This window comes from Bradyrhizobium sp. JHI2711 (assembly GCF_056156565.1).
The window spans coordinates 82,530-106,064 of sequence record NZ_JBPZPT010000008.1; the positions used below are offsets into that span (position 1 = coordinate 82,530).

At 57.7% G+C, this 23,535-nt stretch carries 17 protein-coding genes; 14 read left to right on the forward strand and 3 right to left on the reverse strand.

Going from position 1 to position 23,535, the window contains the following annotated elements:
* Positions 1-93 precede the first annotated feature (93 nt).
* From ACTEK7_RS34735 to ACTEK7_RS34745, 3 genes are all read left to right on the forward strand, one after another.
* Positions 94-1,242 carry a DegT/DnrJ/EryC1/StrS family aminotransferase gene (locus ACTEK7_RS34735; RefSeq protein ID WP_225147621.1) on the forward strand — a complete coding sequence of 383 codons (1,149 nt, stop codon included), beginning with the start codon at positions 94-96 and terminating at the stop codon, positions 1,240-1,242.
* Positions 1,243-1,357: 115 nt separating this feature from the next.
* Positions 1,358-2,515 carry a glycosyltransferase family 2 protein gene (locus tag ACTEK7_RS34740; protein ID WP_225114277.1) on the forward strand — a complete coding sequence of 386 codons (1,158 nt, stop codon included), beginning with the start codon at positions 1,358-1,360 and terminating at the stop codon, positions 2,513-2,515.
* 48 nt (positions 2,516-2,563) lie between these two features.
* On the forward strand, positions 2,564-3,847 hold the full coding sequence (locus tag ACTEK7_RS34745) for a glycosyltransferase (protein WP_225147620.1): 1,284 nt from the start codon (positions 2,564-2,566) through the stop codon (positions 3,845-3,847).
* A 178-nt stretch (positions 3,848-4,025) separates the two neighbouring features.
* On the opposite strand, the gene ACTEK7_RS34750 is transcribed toward ACTEK7_RS34745, so the two are convergent.
* Positions 4,026-4,940: a class I SAM-dependent methyltransferase gene (locus tag ACTEK7_RS34750; RefSeq protein WP_474810717.1), complete on the reverse strand. Its 915-nt coding sequence runs from the start codon at positions 4,938-4,940 to the stop codon at positions 4,026-4,028.
* A gap of 792 nt (positions 4,941-5,732) precedes the next feature.
* Here ACTEK7_RS34750 and ACTEK7_RS34755 point away from each other — a divergent pair.
* The 5 genes from ACTEK7_RS34755 (at position 5,733) to ACTEK7_RS34775 (ending at position 11,239) form a co-directional block, all read left to right on the forward strand.
* The gene (locus tag ACTEK7_RS34755) at positions 5,733-6,746 is read left to right on the forward strand and encodes a glycosyltransferase family 2 protein (RefSeq protein WP_225114274.1); all 1,014 of its coding nucleotides are present in this window, start codon (positions 5,733-5,735) and stop codon (positions 6,744-6,746) included.
* A gap of 225 nt (positions 6,747-6,971) precedes the next feature.
* On the forward strand, positions 6,972-8,246 hold the full coding sequence (locus ACTEK7_RS34760) for an O-antigen ligase family protein (RefSeq protein WP_225139936.1): 1,275 nt from the start codon (positions 6,972-6,974) through the stop codon (positions 8,244-8,246).
* 72 nt (positions 8,247-8,318) lie between these two features.
* On the forward strand, positions 8,319-9,302 hold the full coding sequence (locus tag ACTEK7_RS34765) for a glycosyltransferase family 2 protein (RefSeq protein WP_225114272.1): 984 nt from the start codon (positions 8,319-8,321) through the stop codon (positions 9,300-9,302).
* 153 nt (positions 9,303-9,455) lie between these two features.
* Positions 9,456-10,517, forward strand: a complete 1,062-nt coding sequence (locus ACTEK7_RS34770; RefSeq protein ID WP_225186826.1) for a glycosyltransferase family 4 protein — start codon at positions 9,456-9,458, stop codon at positions 10,515-10,517.
* Positions 10,514-11,239, forward strand: coding sequence for a polysaccharide deacetylase family protein (locus tag ACTEK7_RS34775; RefSeq protein WP_057029398.1), 726 nt, complete (start codon positions 10,514-10,516; stop codon positions 11,237-11,239). The genes ACTEK7_RS34770 and ACTEK7_RS34775 overlap by 4 nt, the downstream gene beginning before the upstream one ends.
* Positions 11,240-11,244: 5 nt before the next feature.
* On the opposite strand, the gene ACTEK7_RS34780 is transcribed toward ACTEK7_RS34775, so the two are convergent.
* Positions 11,245-11,928: a class I SAM-dependent methyltransferase gene (locus ACTEK7_RS34780; protein ID WP_057029397.1), complete on the reverse strand. Its 684-nt coding sequence runs from the start codon at positions 11,926-11,928 to the stop codon at positions 11,245-11,247.
* Between the two features lie 754 nt (positions 11,929-12,682).
* Between ACTEK7_RS34780 and ACTEK7_RS34785 the strand changes: the two genes are divergently transcribed.
* From ACTEK7_RS34785 to ACTEK7_RS34805, 5 genes are all read left to right on the forward strand, one after another.
* Positions 12,683-14,347, forward strand: a complete 1,665-nt coding sequence (locus ACTEK7_RS34785) for an FAD-dependent oxidoreductase (RefSeq protein WP_225147619.1) — start codon at positions 12,683-12,685, stop codon at positions 14,345-14,347.
* Positions 14,344-15,360: an aldo/keto reductase gene (locus ACTEK7_RS34790; protein WP_225147618.1), complete on the forward strand. Its 1,017-nt coding sequence runs from the start codon at positions 14,344-14,346 to the stop codon at positions 15,358-15,360. Before ACTEK7_RS34785 ends, ACTEK7_RS34790 begins: the two co-directional genes overlap by 4 nt.
* Positions 15,361-16,131: 771 nt before the next feature.
* On the forward strand, positions 16,132-18,561 hold the full coding sequence (locus tag ACTEK7_RS34795) for an Ig-like domain-containing protein (RefSeq protein WP_225147617.1): 2,430 nt from the start codon (positions 16,132-16,134) through the stop codon (positions 18,559-18,561).
* A 92-nt stretch (positions 18,562-18,653) separates the two neighbouring features.
* A complete protein-coding gene (locus tag ACTEK7_RS34800) occupies positions 18,654-20,588 on the forward strand; it encodes a type I secretion system permease/ATPase (protein ID WP_225147616.1) in 1,935 nt (644 codons plus the stop codon).
* A complete protein-coding gene (locus tag ACTEK7_RS34805) occupies positions 20,585-21,898 on the forward strand; it encodes an HlyD family type I secretion periplasmic adaptor subunit (protein WP_036029191.1) in 1,314 nt (437 codons plus the stop codon). Before ACTEK7_RS34800 ends, ACTEK7_RS34805 begins: the two co-directional genes overlap by 4 nt.
* 313 nt (positions 21,899-22,211) lie before the next feature.
* On the opposite strand, the gene ACTEK7_RS34810 is transcribed toward ACTEK7_RS34805, so the two are convergent.
* Positions 22,212-22,604, reverse strand: a complete 393-nt coding sequence (locus ACTEK7_RS34810; protein ID WP_109143422.1) for a hypothetical protein — start codon at positions 22,602-22,604, stop codon at positions 22,212-22,214.
* A gap of 324 nt (positions 22,605-22,928) precedes the next feature.
* On the opposite strand from ACTEK7_RS34810, the gene ACTEK7_RS34815 reads away from it, so the two are divergent.
* Positions 22,929-23,531, forward strand: coding sequence for a transglutaminase-like cysteine peptidase (locus ACTEK7_RS34815; protein WP_036029196.1), 603 nt, complete (start codon positions 22,929-22,931; stop codon positions 23,529-23,531).
* Positions 23,532-23,535: the final 4 nt, after the last annotated feature.

A 23,535-nucleotide genomic window follows, 5' to 3' on the forward strand; every position in this document is an offset into this window, starting at 1 on the left:
TCAAGATCGTCGGGCCAGTTCTGAGATCGATGTAGCGCCAAGCCCGGGCAGGGGTTGGTCTGGGCGGCTCGCCAGCAGGAGGGCGATAATCCCGTGATTCCGATCGCATTACCGTTGGTTGCTGAGGAGGAGGCCGACGCAGCTCGCGCAGCTGTACTCTCCGGCTGGGTCTCGCAGGGCCCCCAGGTGGCAGCCTTCGAGCGCGATTTTGCGGCCCTGGTCGGTGCGCCTTATGCCTGCGCCGTTTCCAACTGCACAACCGCCCTGCATTTGGCGCTCGTCGCCCTGGAGATTGGGCCTGGCGACGAGGTCATCACGGCGAGCCACTCGTTTATCGCCACGGCCAATTGCATCCGGTATTGCGGCGCGACTCCGGTCTTTGTCGACATTGATCCCGGTACATACAATATCGACCCTAACCGGGTTGCCGAAGCGATCACTCGGCGCACACGCGCGGTGATCGCCGTCCACCAGATGGGTATGCCCTGCGATCTGACAGCCCTCGCCACGCTGGCCGATCGCCAGGGCATCATCTTGATCGAGGATGCGGCCTGCGCAGCCGGCAGCCAGATCCGAGTGGATGGCAGCTGGGAGCGCGTCGGCAAGCCGCATGGGCGGATCGCCTGCTTCTCCTTTCATCCCCGCAAGGTCATCACGACCGGCGAGGGTGGGATGCTCACCACCTCCGATGCGAAGCTCGACCATAAGTTCAGGCTGTTGCGCCAGCATGGCATGAGCGTTCCGGACATCGTGCGGCACGGCTCACAGCAGGTGATCTTCGAGAACTATCTGGTAGTCGGCTACAACTACCGCATGACCGATATACAGGCCGCGGTCGGACGCGAGCAGCTCGAGCGGCTGCCTGCACTGGTGTCTCGACGCCGCGCGATCGCGGCCCGCTATCGAGAAATGCTCGGCAATTTCGGAGGCCTGAGACTGCCGATCGAGCCCGAATGGGCGCGGTCCAACTGGCAGAGCTATTGCGTTGGGCTGCCGGACCGCGTCGACCAGCTCAAGATCATGCAAAGCCTGCTCGATCAGGGCATCGCGACTCGACGCGGCATTATGTGCTCGCACCGGGAAGCGCCCTACGCCAAGGACAAGCACCGCCACGATCTGCGGCACTCCGAGTTCGCGCAGGACAATTCGATTCTGTTGCCAATTTACGCGCAGATGAACGAGGAAGACCAGGAGCGGGTCGCCTGCGCGTTGCGAAGGGAGCTCCAAGCCTCTGCATTGTAATAGGCCGCGTTCCTCAAGGCCCAAGACGCTCTGTGCGTTCTTCATGGCGCGTCATCGAGCAAGTTACGGCTTAGGCTCATCAAAGTGCGGATCCACAATAGGCGAGTTATTCCAAATGCAAAAGCCGCTTGTTAGCTTTGTCGTCCCTTGCTACCGACTGGCTGCTTTCTTGCCAGAATGTGTCGACAGCATCCTCTCGCAGACCTTTGAGGATTTCGAAATCCTCATCATGGATGATTGCTCTCCGGACAACACGGAAGAAGTTGCCAGAACATTCACAGACAGTCGCGTTACCTATGTCAGGAACGAGCAGAACCTGGGAGCGCTCCGGAATTACAACAAGGGAATACTCTTAAGTCGAGGGAAGTACGTTTGGCTTATATCGGCTGATGATCGCTTGCGCCGACCGTACATACTGCAAAGATACGTCGAAACCCTGGAAAATCATCCGGAGGTCGGCCTCGCGTTCTGCCCCGGGGTTAGCCTGAGACGTGGAAAAGAAGGTGCAGTGATAGATTACTCGACCTATGGAGACGTCGATACGATCGTCAGGGGAGAGGAGATCATCAAGCACTCATTGAAAGTAAAAGGAAATGCGATTCTGGCTGCGTCGGTGCTTGTTCGACGTGACTGTTACGAGACACTGAGCCTCTATCCGGTCGACGTGGTATGGGCCGGAATTCCGGTCGATTTCATATGGGGCGGCGATTGGTACATGTGGCTATTGTTCTCCTTGCACTATCACGTGGCATACTTTGCAGAGCCGATGGTGTGTTACCGTGAACATGAACTCAGTATGACAAACGCCATCACTCAAGAGAAGATCGATATCTGCTGGCACTCCGAGTTGGCCGTCATCACGATGATATCGCAGGCTGCCAAGGAGAAAGGCGCCCTGACAGTATATAAGGCTTGCTTGGGTGCGCTCGCCAACTTCTATGCCAAACATTGTGCCTCAAAACCCTATTCGTGGATGGGGCAGACATCCTGGTCCACTATAGATCTTCAGCAGGTGGAAGCGACACTCGATCGCAGCCCTTATACTGAGCAGGAGAAGGCGTGGATCCGTTCACGCATCATGGTGGCGCTGGCTGAGATCTATTATTCAGAGGGCGATTCTGTATCAGCGAGATCATACTATTTGAAGGGATTGAAGCTGAAGCCTTTCATGCTGCCGGTGTTCTTGAAATTGATTGTTCTTTCATTCGGTGGTCCAGGCCGGCAGGTTCGCGAGTTGCTGCGAACCGCTCGAGAGCATTTGGTGCGAGGCTGATTGAAGGATCAGTTTCCGAGTTTAACCGACTCTTTTGCTGTAAGTTCGATGAAGAAGACCCTAGTGATCAGCGACAGGTTTCCTCTGCCTGAGAAGTTTGGCGCTGACATCAGAACCATGAATCTCGCACGATACTTTGCCGGCCTTGGGCCCGTCGATATTGCGTATCTCTCGGATTTGCCCTCCGGCCTGCGACAGATGGCAGGAGCGGGGGGACATCTCGAAAAGGAGGACGTATTCTCCGGGAAGTATTGTTTACAGAAGCTGGAGTACCCTAGAACCTTGCGGGGACGGTTCGGAATGTCGGTCCGTGGCTTTCCGTATCCCGTTAGAGAGTATAGCAAAGCCTCGATGGAGAAGTTGGTCGCGCTAATAGAGTTTGGCGGCTACGATTTTGTGCTGGTGCGATACCTCCGGAATACCGCCGGGTTTTTTGGATTGTCACAGGCGGCGAAAATGAAGGTCATCGTTGATATTGATGACGTCCTGACTCTTTCACTCTATGATACGCTGTTTACCCCGACGAATAATGCCCTGAGGAAACTGTTCCGTGCCATCAACAAGGTGCTCCTGACTTACTATCAAACTCGTTGTGTGACCGCCTTTGGCGCCTGCTTGGTATGTTCCGAGAAGGATAAATTGGATCTGTGGGGTGAAAAGGCCTCTGAAAGTATCTTCGTTGTGCCAAACACGTTGGGGATGAGAGGTCCAGGAAAACTCCCCATGGGGAGCGGGTTCGCCGGCCGACACATTTTGCTGTTTATTGGTGCGCTTCACTATCAGCCTAATGTCAGCGGCTTGCTCTGGTTTTTGGAGAACGTGTATCCGCTCTACAGGAATGTGTACCCCGATGCCGTTCTTTTGGTTGTTGGACGTGACCCATTGCCAGAGGTGATCGAAGCTTGCGCTCGCTCAAAGGGAGTCGAGTTGCATCCCGATGTCCCTGATGTCGTCGAGTACTACAAGGACTGTAGAGCGGTTGTTGTGCCATTGCTCGAGGGTAGCGGGACGCGGTTAAAGGTTTTGGAGGCGGCACTCTTGGAGAGGCCCATTATCTCTACAAGGAAAGGTGTAGAAGGGCTGGATGTCGTCTCTGGCGTTCATTTTTTGGAGTTCAATGATGATCGTAGCTTCTGCGAGGCGTATAGGGCCTTAAGCAACGAAACGGTCTATGACGCTCTTGTGGCGAGCGCTGAAAGCATGGTTCTAGAAAGATATTCAAACAGCGCTCTTTCTGCTTCAATGAGCAAGGTGGTTGCATATATCGATTCAAGGAAGGCCAAAATGTCCTCGCCGAGGTCTCACACCCCCCGCAGGGCAACCTTCCGGTGAAGCTTTCAATTAGCTACGAATTCTCATCCGTCCAGAGCGCCACTGCCCAGGTGCGGGACCGGGAGGACCCCTGCAGTCCGCGCCGCATGTCGCAGGCTTGGCCGATCTCTTAGTCAATCGCTCTCATGCCCTTGCACTTCAAGCGTGACCCTCGGCTTGGACTTACGGTGATCCAGCCCTAGGCAGCGTTCAGCAGGAAAGCTACCTGGTCGCCCTGCTGTTCAATATTCAGCGTTGCCGCCCTCTTGGCAAACTCTCTCATTTCCCGCCGGCTGAACACATCATCTGGTCTGGATGATGCGAGCGGCTTGGAGCTCCTGTACATTTCGCTTCCCCAGAACTGAAATGCAGTCGAGTCGTCGATTGATTGCCTAACACGCAAACCACAGCGCTCCGCCAATGCACTCATTCCCTTGCGAGAGGGTATCACAACGTGGCGCGGCGCATCCAGTTGCACCCAGTTCGGGCCGTACTCTCTCCACGCATGCGAGGATGAAGTTGGGATGCGAACCAGAATGCGGCCACCGGGCGCAAGTAGCCTTCTTGCATTGCTAAGACTTTGGTCCGGCTCGGGCACGTGTTCTAACGAATGATTGAACATGATGAAGTCAAACTCGCCGGACATACTCTGAAGGTCCGATTTTTGAATCGTCACGGCACCTGCTGCTGGTTCGACAATGTAGGGATCGACTCCTGTAAGATTCTTGAACCCTGCCGCAGACATTCTGTAGAGAAGTTTCCCGGACCCGCAGCCTACGTCAAGCACCCGAGAACTGGGATTAATTCCGAAGCATCCGATGACCGCTACGATGGGGTCGTACCTCACAAAGGACGCCACGGCTCCCAATATGCTTTTGGTGCCAAGTGCGTGCGCGTCCCTGACGGCAGTAACACGCGAATTCCGCGAAGGTTTGGAGAATGAGTAATACCCATCGGGGTAAAGGCGACTCTCATCGGCTACGTCCGATAGGCGCTGGATCGTCCCACAATCACTACATTCCTGGTACTCAAACCGCTCTTTTGTGCCAAACATCATCTCAATAAAGACGTGGTGGCGATGTTCGCTGTCTGACAAGCAAGTTTTACAAATCATATCGAGTACCTAGCCACAACGGCGGATCGACTGCCGGCTCAGCGATCGGTGAGGCCGTAGAGGTGCAGTGTCCTCACTATGACGCGAAACTGACGAGCTTGCCGACGCCTTCGGCCTGATCGCTCTGTCCAACCCCTTGATCGGGCCGTCACTTTGCATGCCCCGCCTGTCGTTCTCGCCGGGTTGCGGCCCGCGGGCAATCAAGCGGAACTCCGTTGGCGCCCGGAGGTCGAAGCTTCTTGTATCTGCAATGAATATAATAAACAAACTGCCGGCTGTCCAAATTAAATAGGCAAAGATCGCATGTTTAATTCCGAGAGCTTCCTCTTAAAGTTCAACCGAAGCCGCGTCGCCCGGGATTAGGCTGCGCCGGCGTGGGCTTTGCCGGCCGCACCCCGTAAACGTTGAGCATGGTCGGGGCGCGAGGCCGGTATTTCAGTCGAAGCTCGATGTTATAATATACCAAAACGCCTCCCTTATATTTAAATAGATGGCGATTGAAAATTAAACCAGATTTAATTATGTTGAGGCGCGGAGGAGCCTTCCGAGGGGCTCCGGGTCTGACAGGCGGGATGCCATGCGTCCTGATGCGACACGGAGTTTTATTCTTGAGTGCAGACAAAGCGGTGAGTAGGCGGAATTTCATGTGCTTGCGGACTGCGTCTCCGGCGGAACCCGAGAAAGCCATTCTTGGTTTGCGCGCTGAAGCATTGCAAAAGTCTGGCCAGCGAACCGGGAGGTCGTGCAGATGGCGCCGGCGTGTCAGGCTCGACTGAGCAGGAGCATTTCGTGATGTCCAAGGCACATCCGCCCAAGGCTGGAGGAAGGGCGGAAGACCCCTTGGTCACGGTCGTGATGTGCGTGTACAACGCTGGTAAATATTTTCGTCCGTCGCTGTTGAGCATAATTAATCAGACATACAGGAACCTGGATATTCTCATTGTCGACGATGGTAGCTCGGACGGTTGCTTCAGCTCAGTTCAGGATTTGCTGGTAGATGAGCGTGTTCGCGTGATCCATCAAGCGAACTCAGGCAAGCCTGTTGCTATCAATCGAGCGCTCGATCGGATCCGCGGCGAGTTTTACGCAATTCAAGACGCGGATGACATCAGCTATCCAACTAGAATCGAAAAGCAGGTTCGTGCGCTGCTCAACAGCCCGCATTTGGCTGCCGTGTTCTGCGGCAACGAGCTCATCATCAACGAGAGATTCATGGCACCCGTGTTTTCGCCGAAAAGCGAGAGCGACTGCCAGTCCGAGATCAGGGCCTTTCAAATGCCGGCTCTCGATCCCACGGGAATGTTTCGAATGTCATTGGTTGGCGATATCCGGTTCGAGCCGTCGTTAATGGTTGCCGAGACCTGCGATTACATATGGAGAGTCGGGGAGGTGCATCCGATGATCGTATTGGGGGAGTGCCTTTATGCCTACCGCATTCTTCCCAATTCCCTCAGCCGACGGGCGCCAACCTGGCGGAAGCAGTTTGAGGTCGATGTCTTCAGGCGAGCATGCGAGCGGCGCGGTTTGCGGTTTGAGCAGGGTTGCGCGGATGCGATGTGCGGCTACAGAGGATCTAACAACAGTTTATTGGACAACAACATCGCCGCCCATTTCATCAAGAGCGTGCTGGATTGGCGTAGGTCGAACCGTCGGTTGTCGGCATTAAAGACGGGTTGGCAATGTGCGTGTTTGCACCCAGCGGATCCGCACTACTACAAAGCGCTGGTTTACGCCTTGATTTCACCCAGCGTAGCGAGCCGCCTGCGTCGTGACTTCCTGGCGACTCCCCTGGAGACGACGAAATGAAGCGCCTCGTAGGGAGGAACCGTCGCTTTGTGGGGCGCCTCGGCTTCGAGCGCGCTGCTTGTTTGCAGAACTTCTCAGATATTTGAGGTACTCGCGTTGACCCGCAAAAGCTTAGAATTGGAATCGGGTTCTCAGCTTACGTATCTGTATGGTCGGCAGCGGAGTCCAGTTGGTCGCGCGGCGGGGGCGCCGCGTTGGGGGACGGAACTGTATCTGAAGCTATTGTTGGTCGCGATTGTCTTGCCCGAAGGGCTGTCTTTCTTCGTCGGCGATTTTCGCCTCTCGGTTGCTCGAGTTCTAATTTTCTGTTCCTTCATCGCCGCGCTACAGCAGCTTGGACAGCGTCTAGGCACGCGAACCGTCGTCTGCGTCCCATCGGATATCTTGGCCCCGCTTACGGGCGTTTGGATGATGTTGGCTGCCACAGTCACTGATGGTCCGGCGGGTTTTAAAGGGGCTGGAATCGAGGCGCTCGAATTTGTGGGCGCATACCTGACGTTCCGGTTTCTTCTCGGGCCGGTCGATAGTTCCGTTCGAATAGCACGGTTCTCCTGCAAGCTGATGATTGTGATCGTCGGCATAGCGCTCCTTGACCCGCTGAGTGATAAACTGTTCACCTATGAGTTCATCAAAGGTATTACCGGCTATGCGAAGCTCAGTTACGATGGACCATTAGCAATCAGGGCTGACACGTTCTATCGGGACGGTGTCGTTCGCGCCATGGGGCCGCTCGAGCATTCGATATTGTTCGGTGCTGTTTGCGTTTGGTTTGGTGTCGTGGCCTTCACTACGTTTAGGCACCAGGTACTCGGCTGGGGTGTGGCGGGCATCGCCCTCATCGGTGTGTGGTTTTCGCAGGCGCGCAGTCCATTGTTGGCCTATTTGATCGGATTTGCGCTGGCGAGTTTCTATGCCGCAAGCCCTCGCTTCGCTGCCCGATGGAAGTTGGTCGGGTTGTGTGTGACCGCGCTACTCCTTGTTGTTTTCACTTTCTCTGGCAGCCCGGTCGCAACCCTTGTGCGCCTCAGCGGAGTAAGCCCGGAGGCGGCATGGGCTCGCCAAGCGATTTGGGACACGGGAGGACCTGTGGTCCTCGGTTCGCCGATCTTCGGAATTGGTTTGAACGGCGACTGGAATTGGCAGTCGCATGGCGCGCTCGTGAGTTCGAGCGTGGATGCCTTTTGGCTTGCCACCGCAATGTCGTATGGAATTCCGGGAAGCGCATTGATCCTTTTGACAATTGCCAGCGCATGCTGGCTTGGCTCGATCGACAAATCGCCTCACCTTACTCCCGAAGAGAGACGGCTGTCAGTGGCGCTCGGAATTGTAATAGCGACGATCGCGTTTCTAGGGTTCATTGTGCACTTTTGGGGCATTTGTTGGATCCTCATCGCTGTGTTTACCGGGATGCGAGCGAACCTCGCGGAGACCGCCATACTGCGCGATAGAGCCGCACCAGCGGCGCAAACGAGGTGCAACCCGATTACCGGAGACATTTGAAGACGGTGGACCGCGAGGTCATTACGCTGGCAGGGATGCCGATCAGGATTTCTCGCTGCGCAGGACTAAAGCATGAAGGTTTCCATTATCATACGAACTTACAATCGTGCGTACATCATCGGAGAAGCGATCGAGAGTGCCTTGAATCAGACGTATGGGAATTTCGAGATAATCGTCGTTGATGATGGATCCAAAGACGGCACGGCCGCAGCGGTGAAAAAGTTTCGAAGCGACAAAGTGCGTTACATTCGGCATGATCGCAATCGCGGGGTCAGTGCGGCAGGCAACACGGGTATAAAGGCCGCCAACGGCGATATCATTGCTCATCTGGATTCGGATGACCTGTGGAAGCCGGAGATGCTCAGCAGTCTCGTCGATGTTTTGCGTCGTCATCGTCAGATTGGCGCGGTGTTCTGTGACGTTGAGGTCGACCGTGGCAGATCCACGTCGTCAATTGTCTCAAGCATGCGTGCATTTCCGAAACTGCTCGCATCGCGCTCGCGCTCTGATTTCGATGTCTTTCTCTTCAGCAGCCGTGAGATGTATCTGTGTTTGCTGGAAGAAGTGCCTATCAAGCCGACTGCGGTATTGATCCGGCGCACTGTTCTGGATGAGCTTAGAGGTTATAATGAATCATGGTGTTCGGGCGAGGACTGGGAACTGTACCTGAGAATCTCGAAGCATCATGGATTTGGATACGTCGATCGCAAGCTCGCAGTTATGCGGGTACTCGAGGATTCAACCCTATCGAAATTCCAGGAGGAGGATAAGTCGTCCTTGCTGCAGCTGGCAGTGAGCGAGAAGAAGGGGCTTCGGCGAGATCGCGAAGCACTCGAAGCGGCAAATCGTGCAATCGCTCGGCATTGCAAGGATCTGGGATGGATCTATCTGCACTCGGGAAGACGAATGAAATCGATCTCAACCTACGCTCGCGGATTTGCCGAAACGGGACACGTACCTCTCGTTATGAGAGCCGGCGTGGCTCTTATGCCTCTGTCGCTTACTGCGGGTTTGAAAAAGCTACTTCTATCCAGCGATCGCTCGCTCGCTCCATGAGAGATCTTTCCGGCGAAGTGGTCGATGGTCCCTGTGTGCGTGAATAGAATGACTCAAAACCACATCTCCGACAGGCCGGCGGCACGGCGGATTGCATTCGCCACGATCGGGGATGGGCGCCTGGTCAGGTTCTGGTCCGGTACCCCGTTTCACATGTCGAGATCGCTCGCAGGTGAAGGTCATGAGGTGGTCCATATCGGTCCGTTGAGCGCACCGATACTGCCTTTATACAAGACGTATTCCAGGCTTTGCCGTGCCTTTCGCAGGCGCGGCCGTTCCCCGTTGCATGCGGGGGCGGTCGTTGCACAGTATGCAGCGGACTCAGCGCGTAAAATCCGAGCGGTGTCGCCCGATATCGTCTTCGCGCCGGCCGGCTCTACCTTCGCATGGAGTGTGCCTAACGGCGTTCCGCTCGTCTATGCGTCCGACGCGACCTTTCGGCTCATTGAGAACTACCATCCTAACTATCGAAACTTGTCGCGAGGTGCTCGGGACATCGCTGAACGCGTGGAGCGGGACACGATCGCGCGCGCGGATCTGATCCTCTACCCGTCGGAATGGGCAGCCGAATCTGCCATCAGGGACTACGGTGCCGACCGTAGCCGGGTGCATGTCATTCCTTGGGGCGCCAACCTCGAAGAAGCGCCGGATCGTGCCTCCGTGCTAGGTTGCCGCAAGCCGGGTCCCTGCCGTCTCCTCTTCATCGGCGCCAACTGGGAGGAGAAGGGCGCTGACATCGCGGTCGGCGTCCTCGCTGAACTGAGGAAGAGGGGCATGGAGGCGGAGCTCGTGATCTGCGGATGTACTCCGCCGAAGTCAGTTGCTCAGGATGGCCTGACGATCATCCCTTATCTCGACAAGTGTGATCGCGAACAGCGCAACCGACTGGATCAACTCTATCGGGACGCGGATCTATTTCTGCTGCCGACCCGGGCGGATTGCTATGGAATTGTGTTCTGTGAAGCCGCGGCCTATGGAGTACCGAGCATTGCGCCGGCCACTGGCGGCGTCCCCTGCGCTGTCCGTAAGGGGGAGACGGGCTTGTTGTTGCCCCCGAACGCGACGAAGGCGGACTATGCGGCGGTCATCTTCGAGACCTTTGCTAACCAGGATCGGCTGGCACGCCTGAGACAATCGAGCCGCGCCGCCTTCGAAGCCCGATTGAACTGGCAGGCTTGGGCCCGGCGGGTTTCAGATCTGATAGAAACTCTATGATCGTCTTGAATTATCATGAGCTGGTGGAAGCCTCGCCTTCGAACGCGTGGTGCCTGACTCATGAGGCGTTCGAAGTGCATCTCGCACTTTGCGGGGAAGCGCTGGTCTCGCCCCAGAATTTTCTGGAGCATTGCTCCGATCCGACATCCCACGGCACCGGCGCGGTCCTGTTGACTTTCGACGATGGATTTATTTCGGACTATACGCATGTCTACGCCCGTTACATGACGACCGGTCGTATTCCGGGTTTCATGTCCTTTATCCCGGTAGACTTTGTAGGCTCGCCGGGACGTATGAGTTGGGACATGATCGAGGAGCTTGACAAGGGGGGTGTTGCGATCGGCTCACATGGCATGGCCCACGTCGATTTGACGACTGTGTCGGACGTAGAGCTCGAGCGCGAGCTCGGTGTGTCCAAGTCGATGCTCGAGGATCGCCTCGGTCGACAGGTAGCTCTCTTCGCCTTCCCATATGGACGGTTTTCCCGACGGGTCTGGGAGGCCGCGCTGAGGGCTGGCTACACACACCTCTTTACAATCCAGCTTGGATATCATCGCGGCTTCGAATCTTTTTTGTACTCCCGCCTTTGTATGACGAACAACATGGATGCGGAGTACATGCGCCGCCACTTGCGCGATCCGGATGCGATGCGCGGCGTTTCCTGGAAAATCAGCACAAAGCTCGGGCTCTATCGCCAACTCATGCGCTTGCGGTATCACTAGCGAATTTAGTATTTTGGCGGTTTCAGTGCTGTGCAAAGCCAGGACATTGCCCGTTGAGTCGTCTTGGCCTCGTCGATCACCTCGAATGCTCGTTTTGCCTCCCGCAACACTGCCAATGATCGCCGTGATGCGGTGTAGTTCGAGACGATGATGCAGCCTCCCGGTTTGAGTGATTGCGCGTAACGCTCGAGCGACCGAACGGGGTCGCGCAAATAGAAAAGAGACTCGTTGAAGACGATGACATCGAAACGGCCGTCGGGTTCGTACACGTCGCCGTCAGCCTGAGAAAAGTCAGTGCGATCGTCGTTGTACAGACGGAGCTTCTCGATTGCCACGTCAGAGATGTCCACTCCGACGTAGCGTTCATATCCAAGCTGCTTGAAGCGCTCGAATAGCATGCCGTCTCCGCAGCCGATCTCGAGGTACTCGCCGCCACGTCTAAAAGCGTCCATGAAACCAATGAGTGTCCAGTAGCGAGCTACTTCGCGCTGCATGTAGGTCCAGAGGCCATCGCTGTACTCGGCGTCCCAAGTGGATTTCGCTTTTGGGCTGTCACCGAACCCCTGCGCAGTCTCCCACTCGCTAACGGCACGCCCCAGCGCGTCGCCAAAAGGCAGCCGGGCCAATCCGAAGGCATAGTACGCGGCGCGCACCCGGCGCCATGCGTGGTAGTGAAGTGCTGCAAGCATTCCCAACCTGCCAACGCGTATTCGACGTCAGATAGTTTAATACAGGTGAAGTTATCGACAGATCAAGAGTGTACGGCGGGCGAGAACTGCAGATTTCATAGTACCTGTGAGGTGAGCTTCGCCCGGTCAATTCGCCTGCGCATCTCGGACCTTTGTCCGTGAGCCGCCAAGGAACGATTCCCGCAAATGTCTTGCGCTCCTATCGTTCCGTGATCGGATCGAGAGTACCACGCTCCGCAGAATCACAGCACGTCCCAATAACTCGCCCCGCTGCCAACGCGCGGGCATCATCAGGTAGTGGCTGGACGCTGCCACATCGGGTCTTCCGTTGTCGCGGATCGGGTCTAAAGCATTGTTTCTAGCTGAAAGCCGGCCGGGAGTATTGTCCGCGAGAAGGTAGTGCTTTTGGCAGGAGCTACACACTCCGAATATTCGGAGAAATGGGTTGGCTTGTGCAATGCAAAAATTAAATGCCTATTAACAGTTGACGGATGTATTTAACTGCGCCTATCATTATTCGTTTTTGCAATTTGTGACAGAAAATCAAAGCCATGAGTAATGGTTTTGCGGAAGCGATAATTTCCCTTTCATTGCATGCATTGCCAGGGCGGTTGCGCCTAAGCGTTAAACCTGGAGCGCTCGGTTACCGGGTTGGTCGACGGATTTGTCTTAAGTCGCTGTTTACAGCTGGTGGCCCATCGCTGTCCGCTTGGCATGCTAGCCCCCGACCAATTTTCGCTTGAAGGGAGTTGTCATGCAGATCGGGCCGGCGCTTTCAGGTGTATTAGGTACCACGACGATTGAGGAGTTGCGGCGCCCGGGAGCGCAGGATGCGATCGTGATCGGCGGGGGAGCCGCCGGGGGATTGGCGGCGCTCTTACTCGCCGAGGCTGGCCTGCGCGTGCTTGTGCTTGAGGCCGGGTGGCAGAATTCGCCGCGAACGACTGGGATGCGCCGAGCTATAGCCGGGATGAGCCGTAGGCTCGCGGACCCTGCGACACTTCGGTTGCTCCCTCCTGCGGTTGTTCCCTTTGGCAAGATGGCCTTGAGAGGCCTCGGCATGTTGCGCCAGCCCATCCAATCTCGCTGCAGCATCTGGGGCCGAGCACCGGACTCGTTTGTAGATGATCATGACCTGCCTTACGTGACGCCACGGAGCCAACCTTTTGTCTGGATACGCGCGCGAAAGCTCGGCGGACGCGTGGGCCTTCCAGGGCACGGCCGGCAATACTATCGGCTGAACTCCTCCGACCTTGCGCCGTGCGATGGATTGAGCGCGCCTTGGCCGCTAGAGCCGGGTGAGTTGGACCCCTGGTATTCGATGGTCGAGCGACGGCTAGCGCTTGCCGGTGCCATGGATGGCGTACCATGGCAGCCTGACAGTCACCTCTCGCGAGAACTTGAACCTTCACCGAATCAGTTCGCGCTGATGGCAGCGATCCGCGCACGGTGGCCTCACTCGCGGCCGATGCTCACGCGCTTTGCCGCACCGCTGGATGCCTTGGAAACTGCTGCTCTTACAGGGCGCCTTCGATGCCGTGAGGGCGCAGTCGTACGGCAAATCGATGTTGATCGATCAGGTCGCGTAGGCGGCGTAGTCTGGTTCGATCAACAAAGTGGAACCGACGTACGTGCTTGCGCTCCGTTGGTCTTTCTGTGCGCGTCCTCGTTAGAGTCGACACGAATACTCTTGCTTTCGCGTTCATCCAAAGGGGGCCAGGGGCTCGGTGCAGGATCTGACGCGCTGGGGCGCTACTTGATGGACCATATTGTCGTAACTGGGTGGGGTGGAGGTGCGCCGCTGAAGCCCAGCCCAGTGCTCGAAGATGGGTGCGCGATTTACCTTCCACGCTTCGATGCGCGCGACGGGCCCGCGCCCCTCGGCGGGCGAGGTTTTGGCGTGCAGTTGTATCAATTTCCAGGAGGGCACGGGCGTTCCCATTTTACTGCGGTTAGCTTCGGTGAAATGCTTCCTCGTGCCGAAAACCGAGTAATGCTACATCCTACGCGACGGGATATATGGGGAATCCCCGTATTGCATATCGACTGCCGCTATAGCGAAGCGGATTTGGCGCGTGCCCGCGATCAGGCAGCTGCCATACGCGAGATCGCCGCAACAGCTGGCGTGACGTTGAGCCGCGTTAATGAACGGCCGGCCCCGCCTGGCTCCGCGATTCATGAATGCGGGACCGCCCGGATGGGTATCGACCCCGCGACCTCCGTGCTCGATCCAAATAACCAGTGCTGGGACGCACAGGGATTGTACGTTACGGATGGTGCCTGTTTCCCGTCCCAGGGCACGCAAAATCCCACGTTGACCATTCTCGCTCTGACCGCGCGCGCATGCCATCATGCGGTGAGCACCGTCGCCCAAACAAAGCGAGAAGCTGCATTCGGACTAGCCGGAGGCGCGTCATGACGGTGGCTGCTGCCGCGCCGTTTCGAGAAATCCTTCCGCGAAACATGCTCCCCCTAGGTTTTGGATCCGGCGCACTGTTGAGCAAGCGACGAACCCGCCGTGAGGCTCTTAAGTTGCTCGAAGCAGCTATGGATTGTGGGGTCACATATTTTGATACTGCGCGAATGTATGGCGCCGGTCGCGCAGAGGGCATTCTGGGAGAGTTGGCGGCGCGAAAGCGGGAGCGCCTGGTTCTGGCAAGCAAGGCGGGCATTGTCCCACAAAGTCATGCACTTCATGTCCGCGCAATGGGTCGTAGCATTCGTCTTCTGCACAATGTCGCGCCAAGCTCAAAGAATTACCTGCCTGTGCCGTCCAACTATCTGCCGCGTTTCGGAGCCTTTGGTCTCGTGGAGTTCCGAAAAAGTGTCGAGACTAGTCTCAAGGAATTGCGTACAGACTATCTCGATATTCTACTCCTGCACGAGTGCAGCGCTGCCGACGTAGAGGAAACGGACCTGATCCGTCTTCTCGATGATCTCAAGCGTGAAGGGAAGGTTCGCGCCATTGGCATAGCGACAGGCATAGAGGAGACGGTGTCCATCCTCCAAAGACATGCAGCGCTGTTCGACGTTGTGCAGATTCCAAATGCCATCTGGAATATGAACGTCAGGAAAGTTCCGGCAACTAACCGCCTCGTGATTACGCATTCGTCTCTTACCAGCCGATTTAAAATACTGCTTGATCGATTGTTGTCCGATGAGCGGATGGCGGCTGAATGGCGTTCGCTGACGCAGGTAGATCCACGCGATTCGACAGAACTGGCTCATCTACTGCTGGCTCATGCGCTGAATGCAAATCAAAACGGGATCGTCATCTTTTTCTCATCCAATCCGTCGAATGTTGTGGCAAACGTGAGATCTGTCAGCAGTCGAGCTATCGACGAGAAGCAGATCGCGGGTTTGAACGCATTATTGGCGAGAAAGCATGTTGCCGAATTTCTTGACGCGAGCTTTCGAGATCTGAGTTTCTGATCGGTGCAGACCGACGACGGTGGCTTGACTTTGCATCAGTCAGACGCGGCAGAGTATGGCCAGGTCGTCGGCAGGACCTGATCGAACATCTTGTTGCGACCCTGCCGGGGAAGCGGGTCACTGTGTGCTGGGCTCGGGGGACATCAACGATCAGGATAATCGGCGCGCGCTCGTAACTCTCGATCTGAATGGTGTGTCCGCAACGGTATTTGCTTTGCTTGGCGTTTTTGGATGGCGCTGGATGGGCCATTACCTGAATCGGGCAATATGGGTTCGGATTGTTCGCAGCGCGATGTGTGCTCAAATGCTCTTGCTCGACGCTTGCGCTCTTGATTGTCCGGGCAAAAATTATGTCGTGTTTGGCGGTGGATAATCTTGTGGATCGAAATATTTAATTGGTTTTCTGCTGTGGCGCCGTCGACGACACTTGGTAAGCTGTTGTCTAGTGGCGAAGGCGTAACATCGATTCCGGCATACTTTTGTATATCTTCGACCGCTCCGTGTGGCCCTCGTTCAATGCGGTGCACGAGTGGTTGATCGGACTGAAGAAATTTCCGGCATTTAATTCGCGCGATGCGAATGTGTCTAGGGTAGCTCAGGAAATTACCTTGGGTGAGCCGTCGTGTCGTCGCAAAAAAGCCTCCACCCGCCGGGAAGACGCACCCCAACGGCGCTGCGCCAGCAGAGTCGCACTTGGGGTCGCGTCGCTTGGGGAAACAATTGGGCGCGTGCCAGGGGCAAACCAGATTGAAATTAACAGGAGAAAACTAGATGGCATCCATTCCTCTGACATGGAATGATCCGATGTTTAGCGACCAGACCAATTCGGGGACGGTCTGGCTTGGAAATGGAGAGACGATTTCGGGTGTGAGCATTTCCGACCAGAGCGACACTGTCGCCGTCGGAGGGAGCGGCTCGTTCACCATCGACGACGTCCGTATTTCTTCAAGGGAAGGCGTGCGCATTGGGGGCAGCGGTGATGTCACCATCAACAATACGTACATCGAGACAACGGGACTGTCGGGCGATCACGCCGACGGAATTCAGGCCTATGCTCCCGGCGCCACCGGGAATCTGACCATTACAAACTCGACGATTGTATCGCACGACCAGAATGCCACTGCTGGGCTGTTCATCGCAGATGGTTATAGCGGAACGTTCACTTTCAATAACGTGGTGTTCGACGGTGGCCCATTTGGTCTGCGCATTGCCGCGGACGCAGGAGCCGGTCACGATGACTACCTCGCCCTCAAGGACGTGTATTTTGTGGGGCCATTTGCGTATGGCGCGCTTTGGTTGGAGGAGGTCAATGCGAACATACACATCACGCAATGGGAGAATGTTCGCTACGCAACGATCGTGGACGGTCAACTCATCCCGGGCGACCTTATCCCGCCTCCGCTTCCGGTTGAAGGACCGACCGCACCCAGCACGCCGACCGTGCCGGATGCTCCGACTATCGCGTCGTTCTCGACCGACAGCGGCACCGCTGGCGACAAGATTACCAACGACAATACCATCGAGCTCAAGGGCACCGCGGCTGCCGGCAGCACGGTCAAGATCTACGACGGTACGACCCAAATTGGTTCGACGACTACGGACTCGAGCGGCAGTTGGGACTACATCACCAAGATCCTGACCGACGCCAAACATACGCTGACCGCAACGGCGACCAGCTCGTCGGGTCAGACCAGCGCGGCGTCGTCTGCGTTGGCAATCACTATCGATACCAAGGCTCCGACTGCGCCGACCATTGCCAGCCATACCGTGAACACCGCCAATCAGGTGGTGATGTCGGGCAGTGCCGAAGCGAGCAGCGTCGTGAAGGTGTTCGACGGCACGACCCAGATCGGGACCGCGACTGCCAACAGCACCGGCGGGTGGAGCTATACAACCAGCGCCCTTGCGGCCGGTTCGCACAGCCTTACCGCGACGGCAACGGATGCAGCAGGCAATACCGGCCCGGCGTCCACTGCGTTCACCGCCAGCATCACCGGCACCTCGGCGCCAGCCACACCGACCTCGCCGACGTCACCGACGTCGCCGACTGCCGGCACGGTGGTCGAGTCAGCTGGCGCGACAACTCTCGTTGAGAGCGGCGGCAAATATTACCTCAATGGCAGCACCGGATCGGGTCCCACGCTGAAGGACAACGGTGTGCAGTTTGTGAAAGGGTCGGATGGCACCTGGACTCCCATCGGTGCGGAGAAGACGGCGACGGGCTATGTGGTTGCGTGGAAGGAGACGAGCACGGGTCAGTACACGGCGTGGAACACCGACAATAACGGCAACTACGTGTCCCATGTCAGCTCCCTGACCGGCTCCACAGACGGTGGCTCGGTGTCGGGTACTGACTCTGGCCTTAAGTCGCTCGAGACGAGCTTCCATCAGGATCTGAACGGTGACGGGCAGGTAGGTACTTCCACTGCGACCATCCCGACGTCGCCAACCCCGACGACTGGCAAGGTCGTCGAATCGGCTGGTGTGACAAGTCTCGTTGAGAGTGGCGGCAAATACTACCTCAACGGCAGCACCGGCACTGGCCCGGCGCTAAAGGATGACGGCGTGGATTTCGTGGGCGGGTCCGATGGCACCTGGACTCCCATTGGAGCGGAGAAGACGGCGACGGGCTATCAAGTTGCCTGGAAGGAGACGAGCACCGGTCAGTACACTGCGTGGAATACCGACAATAACGGCAACTACGTGTCTCATGTCAGCTCCCTGACCGGCTCCACGGACGGTGGCTCGGTGTCGGGTACGGACTCTGGCCTCAAGACGCTGGAGACCAGCTTCCATCAGGACCTGAACAGTGACGGGCAGATCGGTACGTCCAGCGTAGCTACGTCATCCACTGCAACCGGTAGCAACGCGGCTATTGCGGGCAGTACGTTCATCGCTTCGCCGGGCAACACGACCCTGACCAGCACTTCCGGCGATGACACTTTCGTTGGCAGCAGCCAGGCCGATACTTTCGTGTTTGGCGCGAACTTCGGCAACGACGTCATCAAGGGCTTCGTTGCCCGCGGACCTGCTCACGACACGATCGAGTTCAGCAAGAGTGTGTTCGACAGTTTTGCCAGCGTTCTTTCTCACGCGACGCAGTCCGGCACCGATGTCGTGATCGCGACGGGGAGCGATACGCTCACGCTGAAGAACGCCAAGCTCGGCTCGTTGACCAGCAACGACTTCCACTTCGCGTAGGGGACGGCATCCACAGAGAGCAATCTTCAACAACTGCCTTGGGGATCTCTTGAGGGATCTTCCAACAAAGGCGCGTTTCAGGGGCAGAAGCCATGATTGACTTTGGACGGCGGGGGGTATTCCCCCCGCCCGCAAATCTCTATCGAATTCCAGTTCTTTACATATCAGGACTCTGGTCAGCCGGACGGCAGTGGGCGGAAAACGCTCAACTGCAGACGCCGCAACTGGTCGGCTGGGCAAAGGGCCTGATCGAAGTGCTGCGGTCACGGATATTCGCTGGTCGACCCCGGCCAGTGGATCACTATGACGAGTCGCAGTCAGAGTTGTCGGCGTTCCTGCGGTCTTGCCGCCGGATCTTCTGGGCGCTAGCGGCATTCAGCGGCATGAGCAACCTTCTCATGCTCACCGGCTCGTTCTTCATGCTGCAAGTCTACGATCGGGTGCTGCCCGGACGCAGTATACCGACTCTTGTCGCTCTGTTGGGTCTGGCAACGGTGCTCTACCTGTTTCAGGGCGGGCTCGACTTCGTCAGGAGCAGGATCAGCGCCCGGGTGGGCCGGTATTTCGATGAAAGTCTCGGGGTTCGCATCTTCGAGGCTCTTGTTCGCCTGCCTTTGAAGACCAGAGCGGATGGCGATGGCCTGCAGCCGGTGCGGGACCTCGATCAGGTCCGCAGCTTCCTGTCGAGCGGAGGGCCGACGGCGCTCTTCGATCTGCCCTGGATGCCGATCTATCTCGGCGTCTGCTTCCTCTTTCACTTCTGGATTGGCATCACTGCGCTGGCTGGTGCGTTGGTGCTGGTCGGCATTACGATGCTCACGGAAACGCGTACCCGAGGTCCGGCAAAGGCGAGCTCGCGTCTTGCCATTTCGCGAACTGCCCTCGCGCTCGAGGGACGGCGCAATGCCGAAGTTCTGCAGGCCATGGGTATGCGGCAACAGGCGGCTTTGCGTTGGCAGGATGCCAACGCAAAGTACCTCGCAGCCCATGAACGGGCCAGCGATGTCGCAAACGGACTCGGTGGTGCCTCGAAGATTTTCCGCGCGATCTTGCAATCGCTGGTTCTTGCCGTTGGCGCCGTCCTCGTCATCAACCAGGAATCGACGGCCGGCATCATCATTGCCGGATCGATCCTCACCGCGAGGGCCCTTGCGCCTGTCGAAATGGCAATTGCGAACTGGAAGGGGTTCGTCGCGGCGCGCCAATCGGGACAACGACTCGATTACTTGCTGAAACTTCTTCCTCAGGAGGAGGAGCGGTTGGCATTGCCTGCGCCTGTGGAAACCCTTAGCGCCGAGAACCTCTATATCAGTGCTCCGAACTCCGAGAGACCCACTCTCAGCGAAGTGTCATTCCAGCTGCGGAGTGGGCAGGCGGTCGGAATCATCGGTCCGAGCGGATCCGGCAAGTCGACGCTGGCGCGTGCGCTGGTTGGCGTGTGGCCGTGCATTCGAGGCAGGATCCGGCTCGACAACGCCGCCCTCGATCACTGGTCTTCGGACGACCTCGGCAAGCACATCGGTTATCTGCCCCAAGACGTAGAGTTGTTCGACGGCAGCATTGCTATGAACATTGCACGCTTCGACCCGAACGCAACCGCCGCCGCTGTTCTGGAAGCCGCCCGCGCCGCGGGCGCGCATGACCTCGTCCTCTCACTGCCGGACGGGTACAGCACGAAGATCGGCGAGGGAGGGCTGGCGCTGTCGGCGGGGCAGCGGCAGCGTATCGCGCTTGCGCGCGCTTTTTACGGGAAACCCTTCCTGGTCGTGCTTGACGAACCCTCTTCCAATCTCGATGCGGAGGGCGAGGAGGCTCTGACGGAGGCGATCCTGAACGTGCGACGCCGCGGAGGGATTGTGGCCGTTGTCGCTCATCGGCCGAAGGCGCTGGAAGGTGTGGACCATGTATTGTGCCTCGGCGAAGGCAGAGTTCAGTCCTTCGGCAAGCGAGAGGAGGTACTCAAGAGAGTGCTGCGGACTCCGGTGCCGCTGAAGGTCGTCGCAGAAGCTCAAGGAGGCGGCCGATGAACGATCAGATAGCGCCGGCGTTGCAGTCCATCCAACGTTACATGATCGTCGGAATGATCATGTTCGCTTTGGTGACTTTTGGGGTCGGCGGCTGGGCGACGACTTCCCAGTTGTCGGGCGCGGTGATCGCGCAGGGCGTGGTCGTGGTGGATTCGAGCGTCAAGAAGGTCCAGCACGCCACAGGTGGAATCGTCGGAGAGTTGCGCGTGCGCCAGGGCGATCGGGTCAATGCAGGCGACATTCTGATCCGCCTCGACGAGACGCAGACGCTCGCGAATGCGACGATCGTCACCAATAGCATCGACGAATTGCTGGCGCGGCAGGCCCGTCTCGAGGCCGAGCGCGACAGTGCCGAGCAGGTCGTGTTTCCAAAGGTACTGCTCGACCGAGCCAAAGAGAGCAACTCCGAGGCGAGCCGTGCAATCGCCGCGGAGCGGAAGCTGTTCGACCTGCGTCGTCAGGCGAGGAGCGGCCAAAAAGCGCAGTTGCAGGAGAAGAGCGCGCAGTTGGAGAACGAAATCAAGGGCTATATGGGGCAGACGGAGGCCAAGCAGAAGGAGGTGGAGTTCATCCGACAGGAGCTGGAGGGCGTGCGCAGCCTCTGGCAGAAGAACCTGGTGCCGATCACCCGGCTCAATTCCCTGGAGCGCGACTCCGCCCGCATCGAGGGCGAGCGCAGCCAGCTCGCAGGAATGATCGCTCAGTCGAAGGGCAAGATCTCCGAAATCGGACTCCAGATCATTCAGATCGACCAGGACCTCCGTACCGAGGTCGGCAAGGACCTGATCGAAACCCGCTCGAAACTCTCCGAGCTGGGCGAACGCAAGACTGCGGCGGTGGATCAGTTGAATCGGGTCGATATCCGGGCGCCACAATCCGGTCGCGTCCACGAGCTCAGCGTCCACACGGTCGGGGGGGTGATCTCTCCGGGCGAGCAAATCATGCTGATCGTTCCTGACGCGGACTCGCTCGCGGTCGAAGTCAAGATCGCACCGAAGGATATCGATCAGGTCTACGTGGGGCAGACCGCTACAATGCGCTTCGCAGCGTTCAACCAGAAGACCACGCCCGAAATCGACGGCGAGGTCAGCATGGTCTCGGCAGACATCACGCAGGATCAGCGTGCCGGCACGAGTTACTACACAGGCCGCGTCTTGCTGAAGACGGAAGAGCTGGTGAAGCTCGGCTCGGCCAAGTTGCTGCCCGGCATGCCTGTCGAGGTCTTCATCAAGACGGCAGGGCGGACCGCGTTGTCCTACCTGCTCAAGCCGCTACACGATCAGGCGCAGCGCGCATTCAAAGAGCGCTGAGCCCTTTGGATTTGAAATGACACAGCCCCGAGTGGACCCGCACTCGGGGCTGAGAGGAATCTCAAGAGTGTGTCCATTGCTGCGAACAACATTGATGTTCAAGACGAAAAAGAAGCCCAAATGAAAAGATAACGACGGGCTTGCAGGCGTGCCGTGAGCTGGGTGAACACCGAGGAGAGCTGCTCGCTGCGGATGGCTCGCCGCTCGTCGCATTGCATCCGAAGCCTATCGTTTGGCTTCGACCGCCCGGAGCTCAAGATTGCGCCGCGAGATCGATCGAGTCGATGCGGGGTAGACCGCAACGTTGGCCGCATCAACGAGCACCGAGCTGACGACGAGCCCCTGCAATGAGGCTGGAGGTGGACGGCGTGGCTTGAGGGCGCTCTGGCCGCCAGGAACGAGCCACAAGGGTGGACAGCTTTCGCACCTTCGTCAGGCTTGATTGGGCGTGTCTGAGCAGCCGCCAGAGATTGGCTGGGGTGAGCTTGGCAATACCGATCCACGTCGTCAGCGCCGACAGCAAAGCTCCTGCGCGCGCACGGACCGAGTATGGCGCAGGCTTGCTGTGTTGGCCGGCGGACCAGCTAGCCGCCCGGCGGTGCAGCCCGCTCAGCACATCCATTCGCTTGTTGTGCAGAGTCATCGCTGTGACGAAGACAAGCAGGATGGCTTCAGCCCCCAAAATGACGAGCAGTTCTTCCGGCATATGCAATCTCGATTGTGAGGCGGAGAGGTCGTTCGGAATACGATCTGCCGGGGGGCACATTAAATCAACGATTAATTCGTCGGAGCCGTTAAATTGTTGCCTTATTTGCCGGCGATGCGCCGGGGGCCGGGACGCGTCTGCGGGGGCGATCTGCTTGTGGCTGTACTGGATAATGCGCAAACGGATTATTTCTTCCTGCCGATTATATTTAATTGACAATTAAATTAAATAAATTAAAGATGAAATATGGTTGCCGCGGGACTGTCGGTGTCAGCCTGCCAGCGGATCCGAGCCTCAGTTTTGCGTTTGCGAGGGGATCGGCAGATGTATCGAACCTTCGGCTCCGTCGTGGCGGTCGCTATCATGCTCGGAGGAGTTCAATGGGCGGGGGCGGGGCGCATGTCCTTGCCGGCGACGCCGCGGTCAGGGCAGCACATTGAACTGGGAAACCCGACGCTGCCGCCCCTTGCGTACACGGTGTTCTGCCTGCGCTACGAGGCGGAATGTCTTCCGCCGCGCTCGTTTCGTGGTGGGCCGATCCGGCTGACCGAGGACCGCTGGGCGGCTCTGCAGGAGGTCAATCGCGCGGTCAATCTCGCCATCGTGCCGGCGCGCAACGAGCTCGGCCTTGCCGGCGAGGAATGGGTCATCAACCCGAAGCACGGCGATTGCAATGACTACGCCGTGAGCAAGCGCCACGAATTGCTTCGGCGCGGCTGGCCTGCGCGAGTCCTGCTACTGAGCGAAGTCGTCGTCAGTTCCGGAGAGCACCACCTCGTGCTTCTCGTGCGCACGCGAAATGGCGATTTCGTTCTCGACAATCTATCACCCGAAATCAAACCATGGTCGCGCGTTCACTATCGCTGGGTTCGGGTACAAATGCCACGCCACATTCTGTGGGCGAGGATCGAAGGGAAGGGAGCATGAACCC